Source organism: Pedobacter glucosidilyticus, assembly GCF_002483235.1.
In the GTDB taxonomy this organism is placed as follows: domain Bacteria; phylum Bacteroidota; class Bacteroidia; order Sphingobacteriales; family Sphingobacteriaceae; genus Pseudopedobacter; species Pseudopedobacter glucosidilyticum_B.
Window position 1 is genome coordinate 14,993 of record NZ_DLHN01000024.1, and the last position, 18,842, is coordinate 33,834.

Sequence of the window (18,842 nt, forward strand, 5' to 3'; positions counted from 1 at the left end):
AATTGGTGAAATTTCGGGCTTTTTTATGTCTTATTGTAAAGCTACCCAATAAGAATTATTTTACACTTATGGTCTTACTGATGCTATGTCCTCTAAAATCAGGAGCGTAAGCACTTTCGATTGAAGCAATACCGGTATTAAAAACTCCACTTTGGGAAATATTTAACTGATAATCTATCACATAACTCCCTTTATGTAGATAACTGATATAAAAATTGGTTTCTTTATCTTTCGTTACCTGATAATAAAACAAAGAACCTTTGTAAAGATATTTAGATAAAACATCTTGAGGTTCTGTATTGGCAGGTCTTAAATCATTGATGCGTACATAATCAAAATCTCTATCTGCTTTTAAGTATAAAACTACTTTTAAAACATCACCTACTTTTAATTTTGTTTGAGGCAATACTTCTTCAAAAGAACCTTTTGAACCAAGTACAAAATATTTACGCTGAATGCTTAATCCCCTAGCGCCTGATGAAATTTTACTTGCATCTTCTAAATACTGCCAATACATGGCTCCCCAAGAAGCTTGTTGTACGTTTGAAATCTCTATTTTACCTAAATCAGGTTTGATATCTTCTTTTTGAAAGTTAATAGCTAAATGTCCGAAACTGGTATTAAGTGTTGGTTTTAGAGATTGTATAGTAGAACCTGCAATTTTAATATTAGGCAATTTATCATCCATTAAATCAGTACGATTTAATAAAGCAAAACAAGCTTCGGCAGTAGCTTTGGTGTTGCCCCAATGGTTTACTTGCTTATGCTTTAATAGCCATAGCTTCATATCTTTAATCAAAGCTAAGTTTGGCTCTGTTTCTTCAAATAAAGAGATTAATACAGATTGAGTTTCTATGGGTAACTCGTACCAAAAACAACCAAAATTAATATTTGCCCAATAAACCCCATTTTCCTTATCTCTAATAGCCCTATCTTTAATAGAAGCATTAATCAGCTTTGATAACTCTTTATCTCCCTCCCTGTAAGCGGTAGTAGAAATTAATGCTTGCTGGTAAAGGTTATATTTTAACCAATGCTCTTTAACATGCTTTAAATAATTTTCTTTAGCGGTTTTGATACTAGGAGATACATCTGAGTTTAAAAAACTTAAAGCGTACCAAGCATGTACTTGAAGATGTAAAGGTTTATTATTTAAAACTTGCTGCTGAACAAAAGGTTTTAGCTTAGCTAAAATTGTACTAACATCAGATAAGATCATCTGCTTTCTGTTTAATAGTTTTCCTAAACCAACCAAAACATGTTGCGAAATAAAGACATCACTTCTTAAACCTGTTAACCAAGGGAAACCACCATCAGGAAGTTGAGCGTCTTTTAATTTATTTAATAAGTCTTTGTATTGCTCCTCTAAGGATTTTTCATCGGCTAAACTGCCTAAGACAGCTTTACGCTGATGCTCATTAGCTATGGCTAGATGTTGATTTTCTTGTTTTAAGATACCATTTATTAGTGAGGCCTTATCTACAGCAGTTGCCCACACTTTTAAAGTATCTCTTAACCTAGGATTTGCTTTAACAATACTAGAAGACAACCTATTCATCACCAAAGCACTAAAAACATTTTCCGGACAGCCCTCATTAATAGATTTACTATAAGGTAAGCTCTCTAGAACCTGCCAACTAGGATGATGAGCATATTCGAATATAAAATTTTGATGCTCTAGCGTATTACTATTTTGTTGAATAAATTTCTGAAAGGTAAAAGTTGCATCTTCTTGTGGGTATGTTAAAATTGGCATGACCTCTGTTACTAACACTTTATTAGATAGTACCGGAATTTGTTCTTCTAAACCATCACTCTCATCTTTACTTTGAATAGTAAATTTGTACTTTAAGGCAGCAATAGCCTCGTTTACAACTATTTTTACTTGTATTGTATCAACAATATTGGGCTTTAATGATAAATTGGCTTTTGGCGGATGTATAACCAAATGATTTAAAGATACTTGATCTTGACCATAAAAATCCCAATTAAAAGATGCTTCAACAGGAAAATTATGCTGATTAATTACTCTGATACTGATGTTTGTGGTATCTCCTACTCTTAAAAAACGTGGCATTTGAGGTATAATCATAAGTTTTTTACTGCTTACAATATCCTTTTCTAATACAGTAGCTTCACCAGTTTTATGTAGAGCGAAAAGCTTTAGTTTCCAAGTAGTTAAAGACTCAGGAAGTGTAAAATCTATACCTAGTTCTCCTTTTTTATTGGTTTTTAAATGAGGGTAAAAAAAGGCAGTTTCATTAAAAAAACGTCTTACTGGGACATCAGCTACACTTGTAAAGATATAATTTGAAACATCCTCCTTTACAAACTCGTTACTTATTGAAGCAGTTCCTCTAATATTAATTTCTTCATTTCCACGTGGTGAGCCATAACTTGGAACAACAACCTCATCTAAACTAGAAATAGCGCCTGAAATATCCTTTTTATACATTGTTTCAAATTTCTTTAACGCTGTATGGTGAATAATCTGGTACTTTTGAGGCTCATTGACACTTAACTCTTTGAATTTCTCACCTTTATAGGAAAAAATCAAAGTTCCTTTCTCTGGCAATCTCACTTTAAAATATCCGAACGAGTTAGAAATTGCGTTTATTTTTGTGCCTTTAACAGAAATGATAACTCCTGCCAATCCCCTATTATCAGCAACAATTCTTCCGCTATAATCAAATCCATTTTTATACTTCTTCAGGTTAGAAAGGTACTGTGCTTGAATAAGAGAATCTTGAAGTTTATTCATCTTATTCTGCTTATTGTTACGGAGATATTCCTCAAACATACCATTAAAATCGCCATAATAGTTGTATTTACCTAAATGTATGCTTTCGTAATTCCTTAATAGTGGTTTAGGGTAATGATAAAAGTTATTGGTATGGTAATCTTTTAAAGAATTAAAATGAAAGGTATTCCATGAAGGTGTATTTCTAGAATAATTATACCTTTTAGCTCTATTAAAACTCTGTAGCCAGTTAGATGCAGGTGCTAATTGACCTAAAGACGCGTCAAATAAAACGGCTAGCACTTCGGTAACCTGCGGCCTTCCTTTATCATTGATAATCTTAGCTCGTATGCTTTGGGGTTTACCTGCTTGCATCTCTTCGTTTATATCAAGGATTTCTGCTTTAAGATTTAAACTTTGCTTTTTATAAGTAAGATTATATTCCTTTTTATAAACTCTATTATCATGAACCATTAAAAAATCAACAACTACTTGATCTATCTTACTCGCTTCTAAATAAATTATTTGCGGCTTATCTTTAACTTCAATAAGTTCTTTACTAACAAAGTCGCCATTTTTATAAATTGTCATCCATACGTTACTATTAGAAAGATTAAGAGAAAACTTAGCTTTTTTACCAGGCATCATTTCTACATTTTCAGCAATAATCCAATGGTTTGGGCTTACGGCTAACTCTTGCTTATTTAAGTAGTAAAACTGACTTTTTGTCGTGACGCTATCGCCGCTACTAGTTTTAGCTATTACTCTAATTTCGTAATATCCTGTTTTAAGATGATCGAATGATTTAAGATTAATAATACCTTCTGATAATTCATCTGGGTAATTTGTTCTCTCTACTAAATCTTTCACTAACAGCTCATTAGTTTTACTAGGATAGCTATAATTAGGGAAATACTTTAGAAATCCTTCTTCTGATAAAGTTGGCTTAAAAAAATTATCATGTATCCAATAACGTTCTCTTGTGTATGATTTTGGAGATTGAAGTAGATAAAGCTCTGTCCTTAATTTAGCCTTTATGGAATATCCACTTTTGCTGTACACAAAAAATTTTGATTCCTCAGACATATCCTTTGTTATGACATCTTTGATATCTAAACGTAAACTTAAAGGCTCAGGAGCAATAACTAACGACTCATTTTTTTCATGAGTTTCTCCAGCTATATCTGTTGCTTTTATCTTTATAAAAAATTGTGAATAATTAAGTTCAGTATCTGCTGATGGATTTTGATGCTTTGCTAAAAACTTTATTTCAAATTCTCCTAAGGCGTTGGCTATTAAGGTATCCTTACTATCTCTTTTAACATGCCCCATGTTTGAAATTCTATTTATATAGATATCAGACTGTTTGATATCATAAATGATTTTTGTATTAGAAACACCAAAACCTGCATAATTTTTAATCACTCCTTTATAAACAACAGTATCTAAATATTTATAATATGGCTTTTGTGGCGATACAAATATTTGAAAACTTGGCTTTTTATATTCTGCTATTTGTAGAAGTTGTTGAAACCTTCTATCGGTAGTTATGATTAATGCTTCTTTAATTTGAATATTATCGGGTAGCTTAAAACTGCCGCTAAATGAACCATAATCATTCGTTATAAACGTATCTCTATGTATATCTTGATTATTAATTCTTAACCTAAGCTCATTTTTATAATTTTGAACTAGATTATCCTTAACTTTTTTTGAGTTAATAACTACCCCTTTGTAATAAACCGTTTGCCCAGGTCTATAAATTGGCTTATCTGTAAAGATAGTAATCCTGTATCCTTCTTCTACAGATGAAGAATTGCTTCTTTGAAATGGCGCATAAGTATAAATTCTATTCATAAATATAGTGTCTTGACCTAGAGCTGCTGTAACACTAATCATAGAATTGCTTGCTTCGCTTTTTCTTTTTAAAGTAAGATTGCCGTCTTTTTGACTTATACCATTTATAGTATTTAAAATTTGATTGTTTTGGGGATTTATTTGTTTAACACTAATATTTGCATTAGCTACTGCTAAACCAGTCTTTCTGTTTAAGACCAAAAAATTATAATTATTTGTATTTGCATGGTGTAATACTGATAAATTGCTTATTGATAAATGATTAAAACTTAAAACACTATCTGGATTATTAGCATTTTCTACTACCAAAATATATTGCCCCAGCGGAAGAGGCTCTAACATGAACTCTGTACTTCTGGTCTCATAATCATTATAAATGGGTATTTCTAAAAACTGAGTCTTAAAAACCGACATCTTTTTCATATAGCTTAAAGCTTCGGCTCTTAATTTCGGATTCTCTAATAATTGTTTTAATTTAAGCTCTATATCAGATTTATAAATAGACACTTTAAACCGCTTAATATTTCTATACTTAAGCAAGAAAAGAATAGGCTCATTTGGTAATTGATATTCCTCTAAAGTAGTACTAACCGTAACTTGACTCAATTTTTGTAATTCTTTAACAGCTTCAAGTTTATTTCCACTTTCTGGAAATTTCTCAATTATACTTTTATAATATCTAGAAGCATTTTTATAGTCTTGGATTTGATAATTTAATTCTGCAAGTAAATGTAAGGCGTCTGCCTGTATAATACCCGCTTCTTTTAGCTTCGCTATTTTTTCTAGTGAGTTGGTATAGTACTTATCTAAGCCAAAATTTATGCTTTTAAGAAACTTTAACCTCCTGACATCTAAATCTGCAACAGCTATAAAATTTGCTTTTTCTTGGTGTAGTTTTGAAGCTTCTTGCAAAAGCATAAATCCTTTGATATAAGGATGGTCATCTTGTTTAAATTTTACAGCCACAAAATCTTTATCAGTAACATAAACAGATGAATCTTTAAGAATATCAGGTACAAACACATGATGATGATTAACATCTTGAGACAAATAAAAATCTAGCGCCCTGTGTAGTAACAAATCATATAACTGAGGTCTTAACACCCTATTTTTACTATCACCATTTAACATCTCGCTCAGTTGTTCTACAGGTATGGCAAAAAGTTGTTCTTTGGGAGATAAAGAGCTTATATAGTATTTCTCTGCCTCATTTAATATTCTCTTACCATTCCAAAAAGTAAAATCTGTATTTTCATAATCAGTGAAATTCCTTTGGTTGATGCTATAAAAATTAACTTTATAATACTGGAAATAGAAACTGCCTAATAAAGATTCAAAAATCTGTTTCTCGGGAAATTTTGCTTTTTCAATCTCTGATTTTAGCAGGTTTAAAATATCCGCCATAGCATCCTTTTTCATGTAAGCCATCAATCTGATTTTATAAATCAGATTTTTAACTGCTAAACTTTGTTTGTACTCAGCTTTATCTAACTTATTGATTTCTTTAAGTGCAGCATCTGGCTGCCCGATTGATTCTAGAGAATCTATTTTATAATAGATATCTGTCAGATGATTTTGCGAAAATACTTTAGATACCAGCATTACTAGTAGTAGCGTAAAAATTTTGTTTTTCATGAGATATTTAAGGTTTAGATACTGATTAATCAAGTGGAATTTCTGACATTTTTCCCAATTCTTTATTCAATTGGGAGACATCTAGGTTATCTTTTTGAGCCAAAATAACAGCTTGTTTTAAGCTTTTTTCTGCCTCTTCCGTAAATCCAGAAGCTTGGTAAAATCTCGCTAAAAGCACATAGACATAATGGATATCGGGCGCAAGTTCTAATGACTTTCTGCACCAATCTATTCCTTTATATAAATATGCAGGATCTTTTATATTGCTTTTAAATATGATAAAAGCTCCTTGATATAATCTTCTTGCGAAATAATTTTTATAACTAACAGCAGTATAAATAACGGATAGATTTGTAGTGTCTTGTCTCTCTTTAACTTGGTTTAAACTGAGCTGACGAAAGCGTTCTGACTGGCTATTCCGCATCTTTTGCTCGTATTTTAAGGCAGAATCTTTAGTAATTGATAAATACCTATCATAATACTTTACCACCTGAGTAAGATATTTACTTGTATCTTTAATTGCATTGTAATAGCGCATTAAAATATATGGAGATAGGGTTTCTGTCTTAAAATCTTTACTATTAAACCTTTGTTGATAAAAGCCCGCCGTAAAATTAGCCAATTGTTCATCTTTTGTTGCTACAGCTTTTAAAAGCGAATTTTCAGCTATTCTTCTATTAAAGTTTGGAATATGTTTTGGATTGTGCTGCTTAAATACTTCTGATACTAATTCCTTATTAGTATATAATTTTCTATGTGCATTGCTATACAATACAGGTCCGCATTTAAATAATGTTAACAAAAAATAGGCATTATTAAAGTCTTCATCGCTCATTATTTCTACTAGCTTTTCAGCTAAATGAGCATTTTCAAAAACTTGAAACTCTGTTCTTAGATTAATGTAAGCTATTAATTCCTGTTTAGTTATAACATTATTATTAAACTTACTTTCATAATTTGCAATAGTATGCTTACTCTCTAATCTTTTAAAAGCTGTATCTGCTAAAGAGATATAAGCTTTCTGATTACTGCGGTACTTATTAAAAGTATAAACTACTTTTCCATTTTTATCGAGGAAATAATAGCTTGGAAAATAAGGCGAACGATATATTTTAGTAAGCTCGCTAACTGCAGTATCTGAAGCATAAAATTGATAACTTTTTAAGTTTTTATGATAATAAGCAATTAATGCCGAATCTTTTAGCGCATATTTTTGCAGTTTTTCTGGCTGATTTTTATAGGAAGGATGATGAACCTCAACAAAAATCAGCTCATGATTAGCTATTTGGTAATCTATTGATGATGATTTTTGATATTGAAGATGTTGAGCCCTTAAGATATAGGGACTACATAAAATAAAGCCAAGAAGGTAAATTATTCGCATAGGTTTAACAGCTCGAAATTTAAAGATATAAATTAAAATCATTTTAAATATAACTTTAATTCATATCTTCAAATAACATCTCCTATCTATTGCTTACCTACAACAACTTATCTATAGAATTCCAAATAACCCGAATACTAGAAATTAATACAATTAAACCTACACCAATAAACATTTTCTTTACAGGGAGTTTTCCTACCAATCTGGCTGCTATAGGTGCAGCTAATAACCCTCCTAAAATTAAACCTATAATGGTTTCTATATGGCTTGTACCTAACATGATAAAGAAAGTTACCGCACTAGCCATGGTTACAAAAAACTCGGTTAAACTAACAGAGCCAATAACATATTTAGGACTTCTTCCTTTAGAAATTAAAGTACTGGTAACTAAAGGCCCCCAGCCACCGCCACCAAAAGAGTCTAAAAAGCCCCCAGCACCCGCCAGCCAACCTGCTCTTTTTACTTTTTTAGGTTTGATATCTGTTTTGAAGGCATTAGTTAAAATTCTAACTCCTAAAATAAAGGTATAAACAGAAAGCACAGGACGCACCCATTTAGAGTTTTCTTCGCCCAAAGTGGTTAATAATAAAGCGCCTACTATTGCACCAATAACACCGGGAATTAAAAGCGTTTTAAACAGCTTCATATTTACATTGCCAAACCTGTAATGGCTAAAGCCTGATGCACCACTTGAAAACATCTCTGCCGTATGTATACTTCCAGAAATAACAGCTGGGTTTAATCCGCCGGATAGTAATAATGTTGTAGAAATTACACCATAACCCATCCCTAATGCTCCGTCTACCATCTGAGCAAAAAAACCAACCGCAACCATAAATAAAAATTGCTTATCTACCTGCTTAACTATATAGTCTTTAACCTCGTTAAAAGTAAAATATTCTACTACACTTACCCCCACTATAACCAAAGCTAATAGACCTAAGCTAAGTGTAGCAATGTTCCTCCATTTTCGTTCTTCTGTCTTGGGTAAGTTCGTTTTTGTTTGCGTTGTTTTTTGATCTGTCATTCTGAATTGTATAAATGGAAAAAATCTGGCCCTGTTTTTATTCAAAAACAGAAACCAGATTCACCAGCGTGTTAATAATATTTTTTAGTTTAAAAGTCCATCAAAAGTTAATGCTAAATAGTACAAGCCACCTAGTGTTGGTCCGCCTGCATATTGCACATAATTTCTGTTAAATATATTAGTACCTCCTAGTTTGATATTTGCTTTTGCTTGAGGAACTTTATAAGTTACCTGGGCATCAAAAGAATGGAAAGCTGGCACAGTGCCGTTTACTAGAGGACTTTCCCACAAGAAAGACTCTTGCCATCTCCATCCAATATTAAAGCCTAAGTTTTTAACAATCTCCCTGTTACCGAAGGATAAATTTGTTGCCCAATTAGGTGTATTAAAACCAGTTACAAAAATATCTCTGTTCTTATTTTCTGTGATATCATTATAATTGATGTTTCCGGCAATAGTAAATTTTTGATAGAAGTTATAGGTTAAACCTAGTGCAGAACCATAATTCGTGTAACGATTCTTCGCATTTGTGTACACCCTATAACGTATTTGTTGATTGTTACGGTTGGTTTGTACCGAGGCTAAAACAGCTTCATCTGTACCAACAGTTACTTGTTCTGTTAAATTAGAACCCGCTCTGTAAGGCACAGCCACCTCAACCTGACCCAAGAAACCGTCGTACTCATTGATGTAAGCATCAATATCAACAACTAATTTATTTTCTAATAAAACACTTTTATAACCTACCTCAAAAGAGTTAATACGCTCTGGGCGAGTTTCACCTAAATTGGTAACCTCTAAAAGATCTCTATTTTGCAATGCTGCTGCATTGGTAGTAGCCCCACCTGCTACACTTCTGTTTACTGCCGCATTAAATGCATTTATAGAGGCTAAAGTGTAAGAATTATCTAAATAATTTAAACCATTATTGATGTAAGATAAACCTCCTACCCTTCTGATATTACCATTATTTACATAAGAAATAGCCTCAAACAAGGCAGGGAAGCGGTATCCATTTTGGAAAGACGCTCTAAAATTATGCTTTTGTGCTAAGGTATAAACAGCAGCTATACGCGGGTTTAATTTAGGGTCAAACTCTGGATTGTAGTCTAACCTTACCGAACCAAATAGCTTCAATTTTTCATCAAAGAAAGTTTTTGTTGCTTGAGCAAACGTTCCAAACTTCTTGTAGTAAACATTGTCTCCAAAGCTTCCATCGGCCAAAGGAGTAGTTCTTTCTGCTATTGGTCTAGAGAAATCAACAAAGTTATTACCATCAGGAATTACCTCGTAAACACGAGCATCAGCACCTATTAATAAATCAAATATTTTTACTTTTTCTGATAAATCCCACTGCGCATCGGTATGGTAAGTACGACTTCTCTGCGTTAAAAATGCCCCTCCGGTTGCTGGTGCACCTGGTATAACTGCACCATGATCCCAATTGTTGATTTTGATAATCTGACTTTTTAAAGCGTTAAATTGTGGGGTACCTGGCTCTACCCTACCAGCATCTGCTGCTGCTCTACCTACACGCAAAGCCTCTGCCAGTGGTATACCATTGTTTAGCGCATTTTGTAAAGCTGTTCTGTATTTTGCTCCCCATACACTATTTGTTCCGCCACTGGTAATATCTAAATTATCTACCAAAGGTTTGATATTGTAAGAATCGCCTGTGTTTTCTACAGATAAATAAGATTTGATAAAATAATTAGATCCTTTAAGCTCTAATTTGTGATTTTGTACATTTACATTATCCATTTGTATTTTGTTACCACGTTGAAATAAACCATCTAGTTTACCAAAACGGTAACCATAAGAAAGCTCGGCATTATCGCTAAATCTGTAATGTAAAGCAGCATCAAATTTTAAATTATCAACGGTAGGTTGTACCACGTCTTTTTCAAAATAACCTGTTCTTCTTACAATGATACTTTGGTTTCCGGTTCTACCTGGTATGTTTAAACCTGTAAGCGTTACGGCATTACTTCCGTTATCATCTCCGTATTTATTCCATGCATCATAAGCAGGGTTATCAGCATCAGCGTTAAGCTCTGGAAAAGAAGGATTTGCCGTATTTAAATTATTTGGATTTTGGTTGGTACGTGTATCAGAAACCCAATCTGTACCTCTCATATAACTTAAATTTACCTTGAAGGCAAACTTGTTATTAAAAGCTTTAGCATAACGAATAGCTGTTTCTGAAAGATTGCTAAGTTCTCTTCCGGTACCTCCTAAATGGTTTAAACCACTTTTTTGATAAACACTTAAACCTTGATATAGGAAAGGACTCTTGGTTATTAAGTTGGCCATACCGTTGATAGCATTCATCCCGTAAAGAGCTGATGCTGCACCCGGAGTAATCTCAACACTAGCAATATCCAATTCTGTTGGCCCGATAGCATTACCCAGTGGCACACCTAAAGTACCCGCTTGCATATCCACACCATCTACCAATTGTACAAAACGGAAGTTATTAGGGATATTAAATCCTCTGGTGTTTGGAACTTTAAAAGTGATACTTGAGGTAGTCATTTGTACACCTTTAACATTTTCTAAAGCATCGTAAAAACTTGGTGCCGGAGATTCTCTTATGGCTCTGATATCTAACTTCTCAATAGCTACCGGAGATTTCAAGATACTTTCTTCTACCCTTGATGCTGTTACGACAACCTCTTTACCTAATTGAGTTTGGGTAACAAGCTCTATATTAAGTTTAGAATCTGCATTTTCTATAAGAAATTCCTGAGTTTGAAAACCAACACTAGAAATAACTAAGGTAAAAGGAAATTTAGCTCTTGTTCTTAGCTCAAACAAACCGGCAGAATTTGTAGATGTTCCAGAAACAGTATTTTTTATGGTTACAGTTACGCCCGGAAGAGGTAATTTATCGTCCTGCCCAAGTACAGTACCCGATATAACAATAAAGTTATTTCCTTGAGCTGATATTTTTTCTACACTGCCTATAATTAGCAGTAAAAGTATGATAGTGGTATATAGTTTATTCATTACTGATTTTTAATTCTTTTAACATTTATTTTTCTTTTTTTGGAGTTAGCTCTGCTAACAACAACACCTTTTTAACATCATCTTGATTGATATAATTTACATAAACAATAAATCCTACTGATTTGGTCGACAATATTAAAACAAACTTTTAAACTATGCAAATAAAATCTATAGAATTTGTAGATTTTATTTTAAAAATACACAAAATATTAATTATCAGAGTTTTGAAAAGACGCCGGGAGCGGATTCGAACCGCTGTACAAGGTTTTGCAGACCTCTACCTCACCACTCGGCCACCCGGCTTTATAAAATTTATCCAAATAAAAAGTATGCAATCACTAATGTTACCAATACATTAAAGGCTTGTGCTATTAAAAAAGCATAAAATGGTTGCTTACTATTTTCGGCAAATAGGTCTTTAAAATTTGTTTCTAATCCTATGCTGGTAAAAGCCAAAGCAAACCATAAACCTTGAAGATTTTTTAAACTTCCCTTAACTTCAGCAACGGTTTCTGTTGGAATTATAAAAGAGAAAAGTAAAGATGCAGCTATAAAACCTATCACAAATTTTGGGAACCTATCCCAAATAATTTTTAAAGTTGGCTTTTCTGGTCTTCCAGCCTCATCATGTTTAGTTTGTATTAAAGACCAGTAAATACTAATGGCAAAAGCGGCTAAGCCAAGCAATACATTCTGAGAGAACTTCACTATAGTACTTATTTTTAGAGCTTCTTCCCCTACTAAAGAACCCGATGCAACAACTGCACCTGTAGTATCAATGCTTCCGCCTAGCCAAGCACCTGTTACTTCTTGAGATAAACCTAGATATTGCGCCAAGTATGGCATAAAAATCATCATAGGGATAGCGGTGATTAATACCATAGAAATCACATAAGATAGTTTTTTAGAATTACCCTGTATAGCTCCTGATGTTGCAATAGCTGCCGATACCCCACAAATAGATACGGCACTGGATATCATCATGGTTAATTCGTTATCAATTTTAAGCTTTTTACACAGCCAGAAAGCAAAATACCAAACGGATAATACCACTAACAAAGCTTGAATCAATCCTAAAGAACCTGCTTTAAGAATATCAGAAAAGATAACACTGGTTCCCAATAAAACTAAACCAATTTTTACATAAAGCTCGGTAGCTAAAGCTGCTCTAAACCAAACCGGAATTTTAAAGAAATTCCCAATAAGTAATCCTATGCTTAAACTAAAAATTACGGCTTCTAGGTTAATAGACTTTACAAAATCATTTCCGGCTAATAAAAGTGCTAGTGTAGTTAATATGTACACTACCGGAAAGACAATGAACAAATGTTTGATAGATTTACCTGTGAGGAAAGCGCCTAGTACAGCAATCACCATCACCAATATAAATTGGATGAACAGTTTTTCTATATTAGAAGAGTTAAGTACATCTGCATTTAATGCTGATAAAGATTCCCAATTAAAATTAGGTACCGGTAATAAAAAGCCAAGCAACGAAATGAGGATAATGCTTGCTCCTAAAATAACGACAGCCCAATCTTCATGAACCCATTCTTTTTTTATTGATGACATATATTATGATAAATTGATTTTAAAAATATCGTTTAAAACAGTTTTTGCAGCATGGTAACCACACATTCCATGTACACCTCCGCCGGGCGGAGTTGAGGATGAGCATATATAAATTCTTTTTGATGATGTACGATAAGGAGAAATTCTTAAAGCTGGTCTGGTGTATAACTGAGCCAAATCAATAATTCCGCCATTAATATCTCCACCAATATAATTAGGATTATATGCTTCCATTTGTATGGTATTCATACTATGCTTTGCTAAAATAGTTTCTTTAAATCCAGGTGCAAAACGTTCTATCTGATTTTCTATAGCACCCGTCATATCTTGAGTAGAACCATGCGGAACGTGGCAATAAGCCCATGCGGTATGCTTTCCTTCTGGTGCTCTGCTATTATCAAATAAACTTTGCTGAGAGAATAAAACAAACGGTTTTTCTGGATGAATACCTTGAGAAGAGCTTAGCTCAGAACTTTCAATCTCTTGATAAGTATTACCTAAATGTACAGTGGCAGCTTTTTTACAAGCTTCGGCAATAAATGGCGTTGGCTCACTTAAAGCCCAATCTACCTTAAAAACACCCATACCATGTCGGTAACGTTCTAATTGCCATTTGTAAAGACCAGAAAATTCTTCGCCTGCAATTTTTAAAAGTTGCTTGGGCGTAACATCAAACAATACAACTTTGTGTGGTGGTAATTCCTTGATATTTTTAACCATAAAACCTGTTTCTATTTTGCCTCCTAAAGAAATAAAATAAGAAGCCAAAGCATGTGCAATAGCTTGCGAGCCGCCTTTAGGAATAGGCCAACCATGCTTATGCCCTACGGCAGATAAAATTAATCCTATAGCCGCCGATGCCCAATTGCTTAAGGGTTGTATAGCATGTGCAGACATACCGCCCCATAAACCTTTTGCCTCCTTAGTTTTAAATTTAGCAGCTATAGCATTGGCAGATCTGATGGCATTTAAACCAAATTGAGCCAATAAAAAAGGATGCGAAGGAAAGCTCAAAGGCCCCATCGTGTCTTCTGCAATTTCATCCCAATGGTTAACAACGGGCTGAATAAGTTTAAGATAAGTTTCTTTATCCTTACCCAAATAAGATGCGGTTTCTGTTATCGATTTTGATAAAAAAGCTGCATTTCCATCATCAAAAGGATGAGCCGCAGCTAACGGAGCATGAATAAACTCCAGTCCGTGTTGTGCTAACGGTAAATTGGAAAAGAAAGGCGAACCCATGGCCATGGGATGAATGGCAGAGCAAACATCGTGTTTAAAACCTGGCAAAGTTAATTCTTGTGTACGCATGCCACCGCCTATGTTATCTTTACCTTCTAATAGCAATACCGAAACCCCGGCTTGCTGCAGCGTTATTGCTGCAGCTAAACCATTGGGCCCCGAACCAACTATAATAGCATCATATTTCATCTTACGGATTAAGGTGTTACAACCAAATTTTCTTTTCTACCCACATAAAGTGGATAAATTTTATCTCTTTTATCTAAAACCACATAAATAGAATCTTGATATTGATTTTTACCCCATAAAATGATTCTATTTGCTGATGGTCTTTGGTAATGAAGTGTAAAATTTTCATCCTTATACACTTTGTTCTTGCTCTGAAAAGTTATGGTCTTTTTAATCGTATCGGCTTCATAATAAAAATGTCTTCTGCCTCCGCCTGTTCCGGCAGACTCATAGGTTCTATCAATATCTTTAAATTGCTTTCCCCTGCCTGCTTCACCATGAATTAAAAAGGTATTAAAAACAGTATAAGACATGGTAGACCATTTTTCAAAGGTTACATTTTGCCATCTTATTGAATCAACCGGCGAATAAGGAATTACTTTGTTGTTAACCTTAAACTCTGTAACATCATACAAACCTCTAGAACCTGCTAAACCTGGCCTTGAAGGCACTTTATAAGAATCGTACTGATAATTATGCCAGTGTAAATAAGCACTCAAAACAAAAAAGAATAGGAATACAAAACTCTTAAATGCTATTCTAAAATACTTTTGTTGTGGCGTCTTAAAATCGTAGTAATACAAATTGAGTTTAACATCTTTTTGAAGCACAATTAATGTCCAAATATTTTTAAGATATGGCCACAACACAAAAGCTCCGCCTAGCGTAAAAAAAGCTGCTGCTAAATGTATTCCTCCGTCATAAGTATGATTAGCAAAGGTTATATTACCAATCATGGCTAAAGATAAGGCTGCTCCCACCGCTCTGGTAGGTTTAAAAAGCAGAAATAACATGATTAAAAGTTCTGCTAAACCTGCGAAAACTTCGTAACCATGTACAAAGCTAAATTGTATCCAATACAGCTTTTGAGCGGTAAAATCTCCGAAAGGAGTATTTAATTGCGTTAAAGCTAAATCTGGCATTTGCGTAGGGAAAACCTTGGAAAAAGTTAAACCTTGCAGCTTAATTAGCATCGCATAACTTACACCTACGAGTAAAAAATAGTATAGTTTTCTGTAATTCCTCCGCTTTTGATCAAAAAAGCCCCAAATAAAAGCACCTACAATGCCAATACCAAGCGCTAAAAACCAGTTGATATAACTTGCTAATCCATAGATTCCGTCTTTAGCAGTTATGGTTAAGAAAGAAGTATTGGCATCTTTGATAGAGCCTTTGTCTGCTGCGCCATCAAAAAGGGGTTTTATTTTGATGGGATTAAAAGATGAACCACTTAACCTGCCAATATCTCTGATATGTAAATTGACCCAATCTGTTGTGAACCATCCTTTATAATAATCTAGCTCTAAAGGCACTATCAATAAGAAGAAAAATATAAAAGACACCCTGAAAGCCCATTTTTCAAAGGCAGACCATACAGGCTCTTTATTGTCTAAAATTGTATCTGTTGTATTCATTTTTGATTGATGTTGAGATTATAGTTTAACAGATTTTCTTCTGCCTTCTAATAACATATACTTCCTGTTAATTTTATCTAAGACCGCATAAACAGAATCTTTCTTCTCATTTACACCACTTAAAATCAAAGTAGAATCATTTAAAAAACGATAACTCAAATGGAATTTTTCTGATGCGTGGTTTTTGTTTTTATGCTGTAAAGAGAGCTTTTTATTAAGAGTATCTGCCTGATAAGCAAAGTAATGTCGACCACCAACACCAGCAGATTCAAAATTTCTATCTATATCATTGGTTTGATAAACATCTCCGAAAGAGGTATCTATTTTTATAGGCTTAGCTATTTTAATACTTATGGTAGCCCATTTTTCAAAAACAACGTTTTGCCATCTATGAGCATCTGTGGTAGAATAAGGAATAACTTTACCATTAAACCTAAACTCTCTTACGTTATAATATCCGTAAGTTCCTTTTAAACCATCAGTTTTGGGTATTTTATAAGGCTCTCGAGCATAGTTAACATAAGTAGCTACTCCAAGTACAATTAAAAAAATAAATACTGTAGCTTTTAATGCTTGTCTTGCTCTTTTAAGTCCCAAATGATGATAAATAGGTTCAAACTTACTGGCTACCGTATATTGCTCTAAAACCAATAAGCTGTAAAGCCTTTTAGCATCATAAACCAATAAGAATAAAGCGATAACAACTAAATATGCGCTGTATATTTCTTCACCTGCATCGTAAGCGATGTTAGCTGCAAAAATATTTCCGGTAAACCCTGCTATAATACCTGCGCCAAAGGTGGTAGTTCTTCTAAATAAGAGCAATAAACCCGCAGTAACTTCTATAGCTCCAAGGAAAATCTCATATCCTTGCGTAATACCAACTGTATGAAAATATATTTTCCAAGCTAAGAAATCGCCATAATTGGTATGCATATTACTTAGCGAAGGAAATGGCATTTGTAGCGGAAAAACCTTTAAAAAACCATAAGCGATGATACCTACAGCTAAACGATAACGCAAGATTACCCTTAACCAATAATATAAGCCATCGTAATTGCAATTGGTTTTACTTAAAGTCCAAATTACAGTACCTGCGGCAGCTATCAAACCAGCAAATAACCAATTCTGATAACCCGTTAGCCCAAAAAATTGTGGGGTATATTTGGTTAAACTAAATAGGCTATAGAAGTTAAAATTTACCCAATTGATATTGAAAAATTCTTGATAAAACTTCCAATCTATGGGTACAACCAAAATAAAGAAGTAGATAAAGAAAAATCTTAGGAGCATTTTTTCATAATCCTTCCACTCGGATGAATCATGATTTGAAATATTTAGAAAACTCATAGGTTCTTATAGTTAATAGTCAGGGTTTTGTTCAAGATTTTTATCTAATTGAATTTGAGCTACAGGTATTGGAAAAATATATTCATGCTCTTCTACTTCAATATTACTATCTAAAGCTTCTAAAACTACTTTAGCTCTACCAGTTCTGGCTAAATCAAACCAGCGGTGTGGTTCAAAAGCAAACTCGTACCTGCGTTCTTCCTCAATAGCTTGTAAGATTTCTTGTTGAGTAACTGCTGTTGCGGGTAAAAGCTCTGCCCTATCTCTTATCAGATTTAAATCTGCTAAAGCACCATTGGTAATACTTAAGTTATTTTGTTGAGCCCTTGCCTCAGCTCTTATCAAATACATTTCTGAAATTCTAAAAATGTAAGCAGGGTCTGTTGCTGGTAGTCTATAATATAAATTACCAAACCAAATACGGGTATTATTTTGTACTACACTACTTATCAAAGCGCTTCTACCGCCACCAATAGCGGGGTTATTAAGAAGTGAAACAAATCTATCGTTAGGGGCATATCGGTAAGTACCACCTCTGGTAGGATGCTGCATTTGCGCCCTAGTAGCATTGGGGTTAATAGCACTATATTGCAGTTCAAAAATAGACTCTCTGGTACCCACAACATTATTGGCAAACCAAGCGCTATAAGGTTTAATAAGCGTATAATCTGCCGATTTTTCAATCAGTTTTGTAGCGTATTCTTCGGCTAATGCCCATTCTTTTTTGTAGAGGTGTAATCTTGCTCTTAAGGCCCAAACGGTTCTTTTTGTAGCTCTTATTCTATTCACTGCATCTGGTAATAATGTTTCTGCATCTTGTAAATCTGCTAATACCTGCGCATAGGTTTGAGCTAAAGTACTTCTTCTAATATTTGGACGTTCTTGTAAAGAAACCGTTGGTTCTAAAAATAATTGAACGCCACCCCAAGCTCTAGCTAAATCAAAATAGGCTAATGCTCTTATAAATTTAGCTTCACCTATAATTTGATTTTTTAAGCTATTGGTAAGTGTAGGGTCTTGTACCGCTGGCACTTTAGTGATAACATGATTAGCTCTGTTTATGGTATTATAAATGGCAGACCAAGCTGTGTTAAACAATACCTCATCAGTACGGAAATTGATATTAACGAGATTTGCAGCTCCTCCGGTTGTTAAATTTCTGATATCTGCACTTGGAAAAAAGCCAAGTGTAACATAAGTTTCTCCGTAATAACCAGATGAGCTTAATTGTCTGTAAACCCCTCTTAAAGCTGTTTCACTAGAACCTTTATCAAAAATAGGATCTAAATCTGATACAGCATTTAAGGGTTCTGTTTCTAAAAACTTCTCGCAAGAAGAAAATATAATAGAAAACGAGAGTAGTATATATTTTAAATGTTTCAT

At 33.7% G+C, this 18,842-nt stretch carries 9 protein-coding genes and 1 tRNA gene; all 10 read right to left on the bottom strand.

Going from position 1 to position 18,842, the window contains the following annotated elements; all coding sequences use genetic code 11:
• Positions 1–55: 55 nt before the first annotated feature.
• Positions 56–6,232 carry an alpha-2-macroglobulin family protein gene (locus B2745_RS09450; RefSeq protein ID WP_304065758.1) on the bottom strand — a complete coding sequence of 2,059 codons (6,177 nt, stop codon included), beginning with the start codon at positions 6,230–6,232 and terminating at the stop codon, positions 56–58.
• Positions 6,233–6,257: 25 nt separating this feature from the next.
• A complete protein-coding gene (locus B2745_RS09455) occupies positions 6,258–7,616 on the bottom strand; it encodes a hypothetical protein (RefSeq protein ID WP_304065760.1) in 1,359 nt (452 codons plus the stop codon).
• A 97-nt stretch (positions 7,617–7,713) separates the two neighbouring features.
• Positions 7,714–8,643, bottom strand: coding sequence for a sulfite exporter TauE/SafE family protein (locus tag B2745_RS09460; RefSeq protein WP_304065762.1), 930 nt, complete (start codon positions 8,641–8,643; stop codon positions 7,714–7,716).
• 84 nt (positions 8,644–8,727) lie between these two features.
• Entirely contained in the window at positions 8,728–11,652 is a 2,925-nt protein-coding gene (locus tag B2745_RS09465; protein ID WP_304065765.1) for a TonB-dependent receptor, read from the bottom strand.
• Between the two features lie 232 nt (positions 11,653–11,884).
• Positions 11,885–11,955 (bottom strand) — tRNA-Cys (locus B2745_RS09470).
• Between the two features lie 9 nt (positions 11,956–11,964).
• Entirely contained in the window at positions 11,965–13,224 is a 1,260-nt protein-coding gene (locus B2745_RS09475) for a YeiH family protein (RefSeq protein ID WP_304065768.1), read from the bottom strand.
• A 3-nt stretch (positions 13,225–13,227) separates the two neighbouring features.
• Positions 13,228–14,655 (bottom strand): phytoene desaturase family protein, encoded by a 1,428-nt coding sequence (locus B2745_RS09480; protein WP_414691928.1) that lies wholly within the window; start codon positions 14,653–14,655, stop codon positions 13,228–13,230.
• A gap of 8 nt (positions 14,656–14,663) precedes the next feature.
• Complete coding sequence (locus B2745_RS09485) at positions 14,664–16,109, bottom strand: YrzE family protein (RefSeq protein ID WP_304065769.1); 1,446 nt, start codon at positions 16,107–16,109, stop codon at positions 14,664–14,666.
• An 18-nt stretch (positions 16,110–16,127) separates the two neighbouring features.
• Positions 16,128–17,459, bottom strand: a complete 1,332-nt coding sequence (locus B2745_RS09490; protein WP_304065772.1) for a DoxX family protein — start codon at positions 17,457–17,459, stop codon at positions 16,128–16,130.
• 12 nt (positions 17,460–17,471) lie between these two features.
• Positions 17,472–18,842 carry a RagB/SusD family nutrient uptake outer membrane protein gene (locus B2745_RS09495; RefSeq protein ID WP_304065774.1) on the bottom strand — a complete coding sequence of 457 codons (1,371 nt, stop codon included), beginning with the start codon at positions 18,840–18,842 and terminating at the stop codon, positions 17,472–17,474.

Excerpts from the sequence above, each read along its gene's own strand:
- B2745_RS09450 (WP_304065758.1), bottom strand. The coding sequence starts at position 6,232 with ATGAAAAACAAAATTTTTACGCTACTACTAGTAATGCTGGTATCTAAA.
- B2745_RS09455 (WP_304065760.1), bottom strand. The coding sequence starts at position 7,616 with ATGCGAATAATTTACCTTCTTGGCTTTATTTTATGTAGTCCCTATATC.
- B2745_RS09475 (WP_304065768.1), bottom strand. The coding sequence starts at position 13,224 with ATGTCATCAATAAAAAAAGAATGGGTTCATGAAGATTGGGCTGTCGTT.
- B2745_RS09460 (WP_304065762.1), bottom strand. The coding sequence starts at position 8,643 with ATGACAGATCAAAAAACAACGCAAACAAAAACGAACTTACCCAAGACA.
- B2745_RS09480 (WP_414691928.1), bottom strand. The coding sequence starts at position 14,655 with ATGAAATATGATGCTATTATAGTTGGTTCGGGGCCCAATGGTTTAGCT.
- B2745_RS09485 (WP_304065769.1), bottom strand. The coding sequence starts at position 16,109 with ATGAATACAACAGATACAATTTTAGACAATAAAGAGCCTGTATGGTCT.
- B2745_RS09465 (WP_304065765.1), bottom strand. The coding sequence starts at position 11,652 with ATGAATAAACTATATACCACTATCATACTTTTACTGCTAATTATAGGC.
- B2745_RS09495 (WP_304065774.1), bottom strand. The coding sequence starts at position 18,842 with ATGAAACATTTAAAATATATACTACTCTCGTTTTCTATTATATTTTCT.
- B2745_RS09490 (WP_304065772.1), bottom strand. The coding sequence starts at position 17,459 with ATGAGTTTTCTAAATATTTCAAATCATGATTCATCCGAGTGGAAGGAT.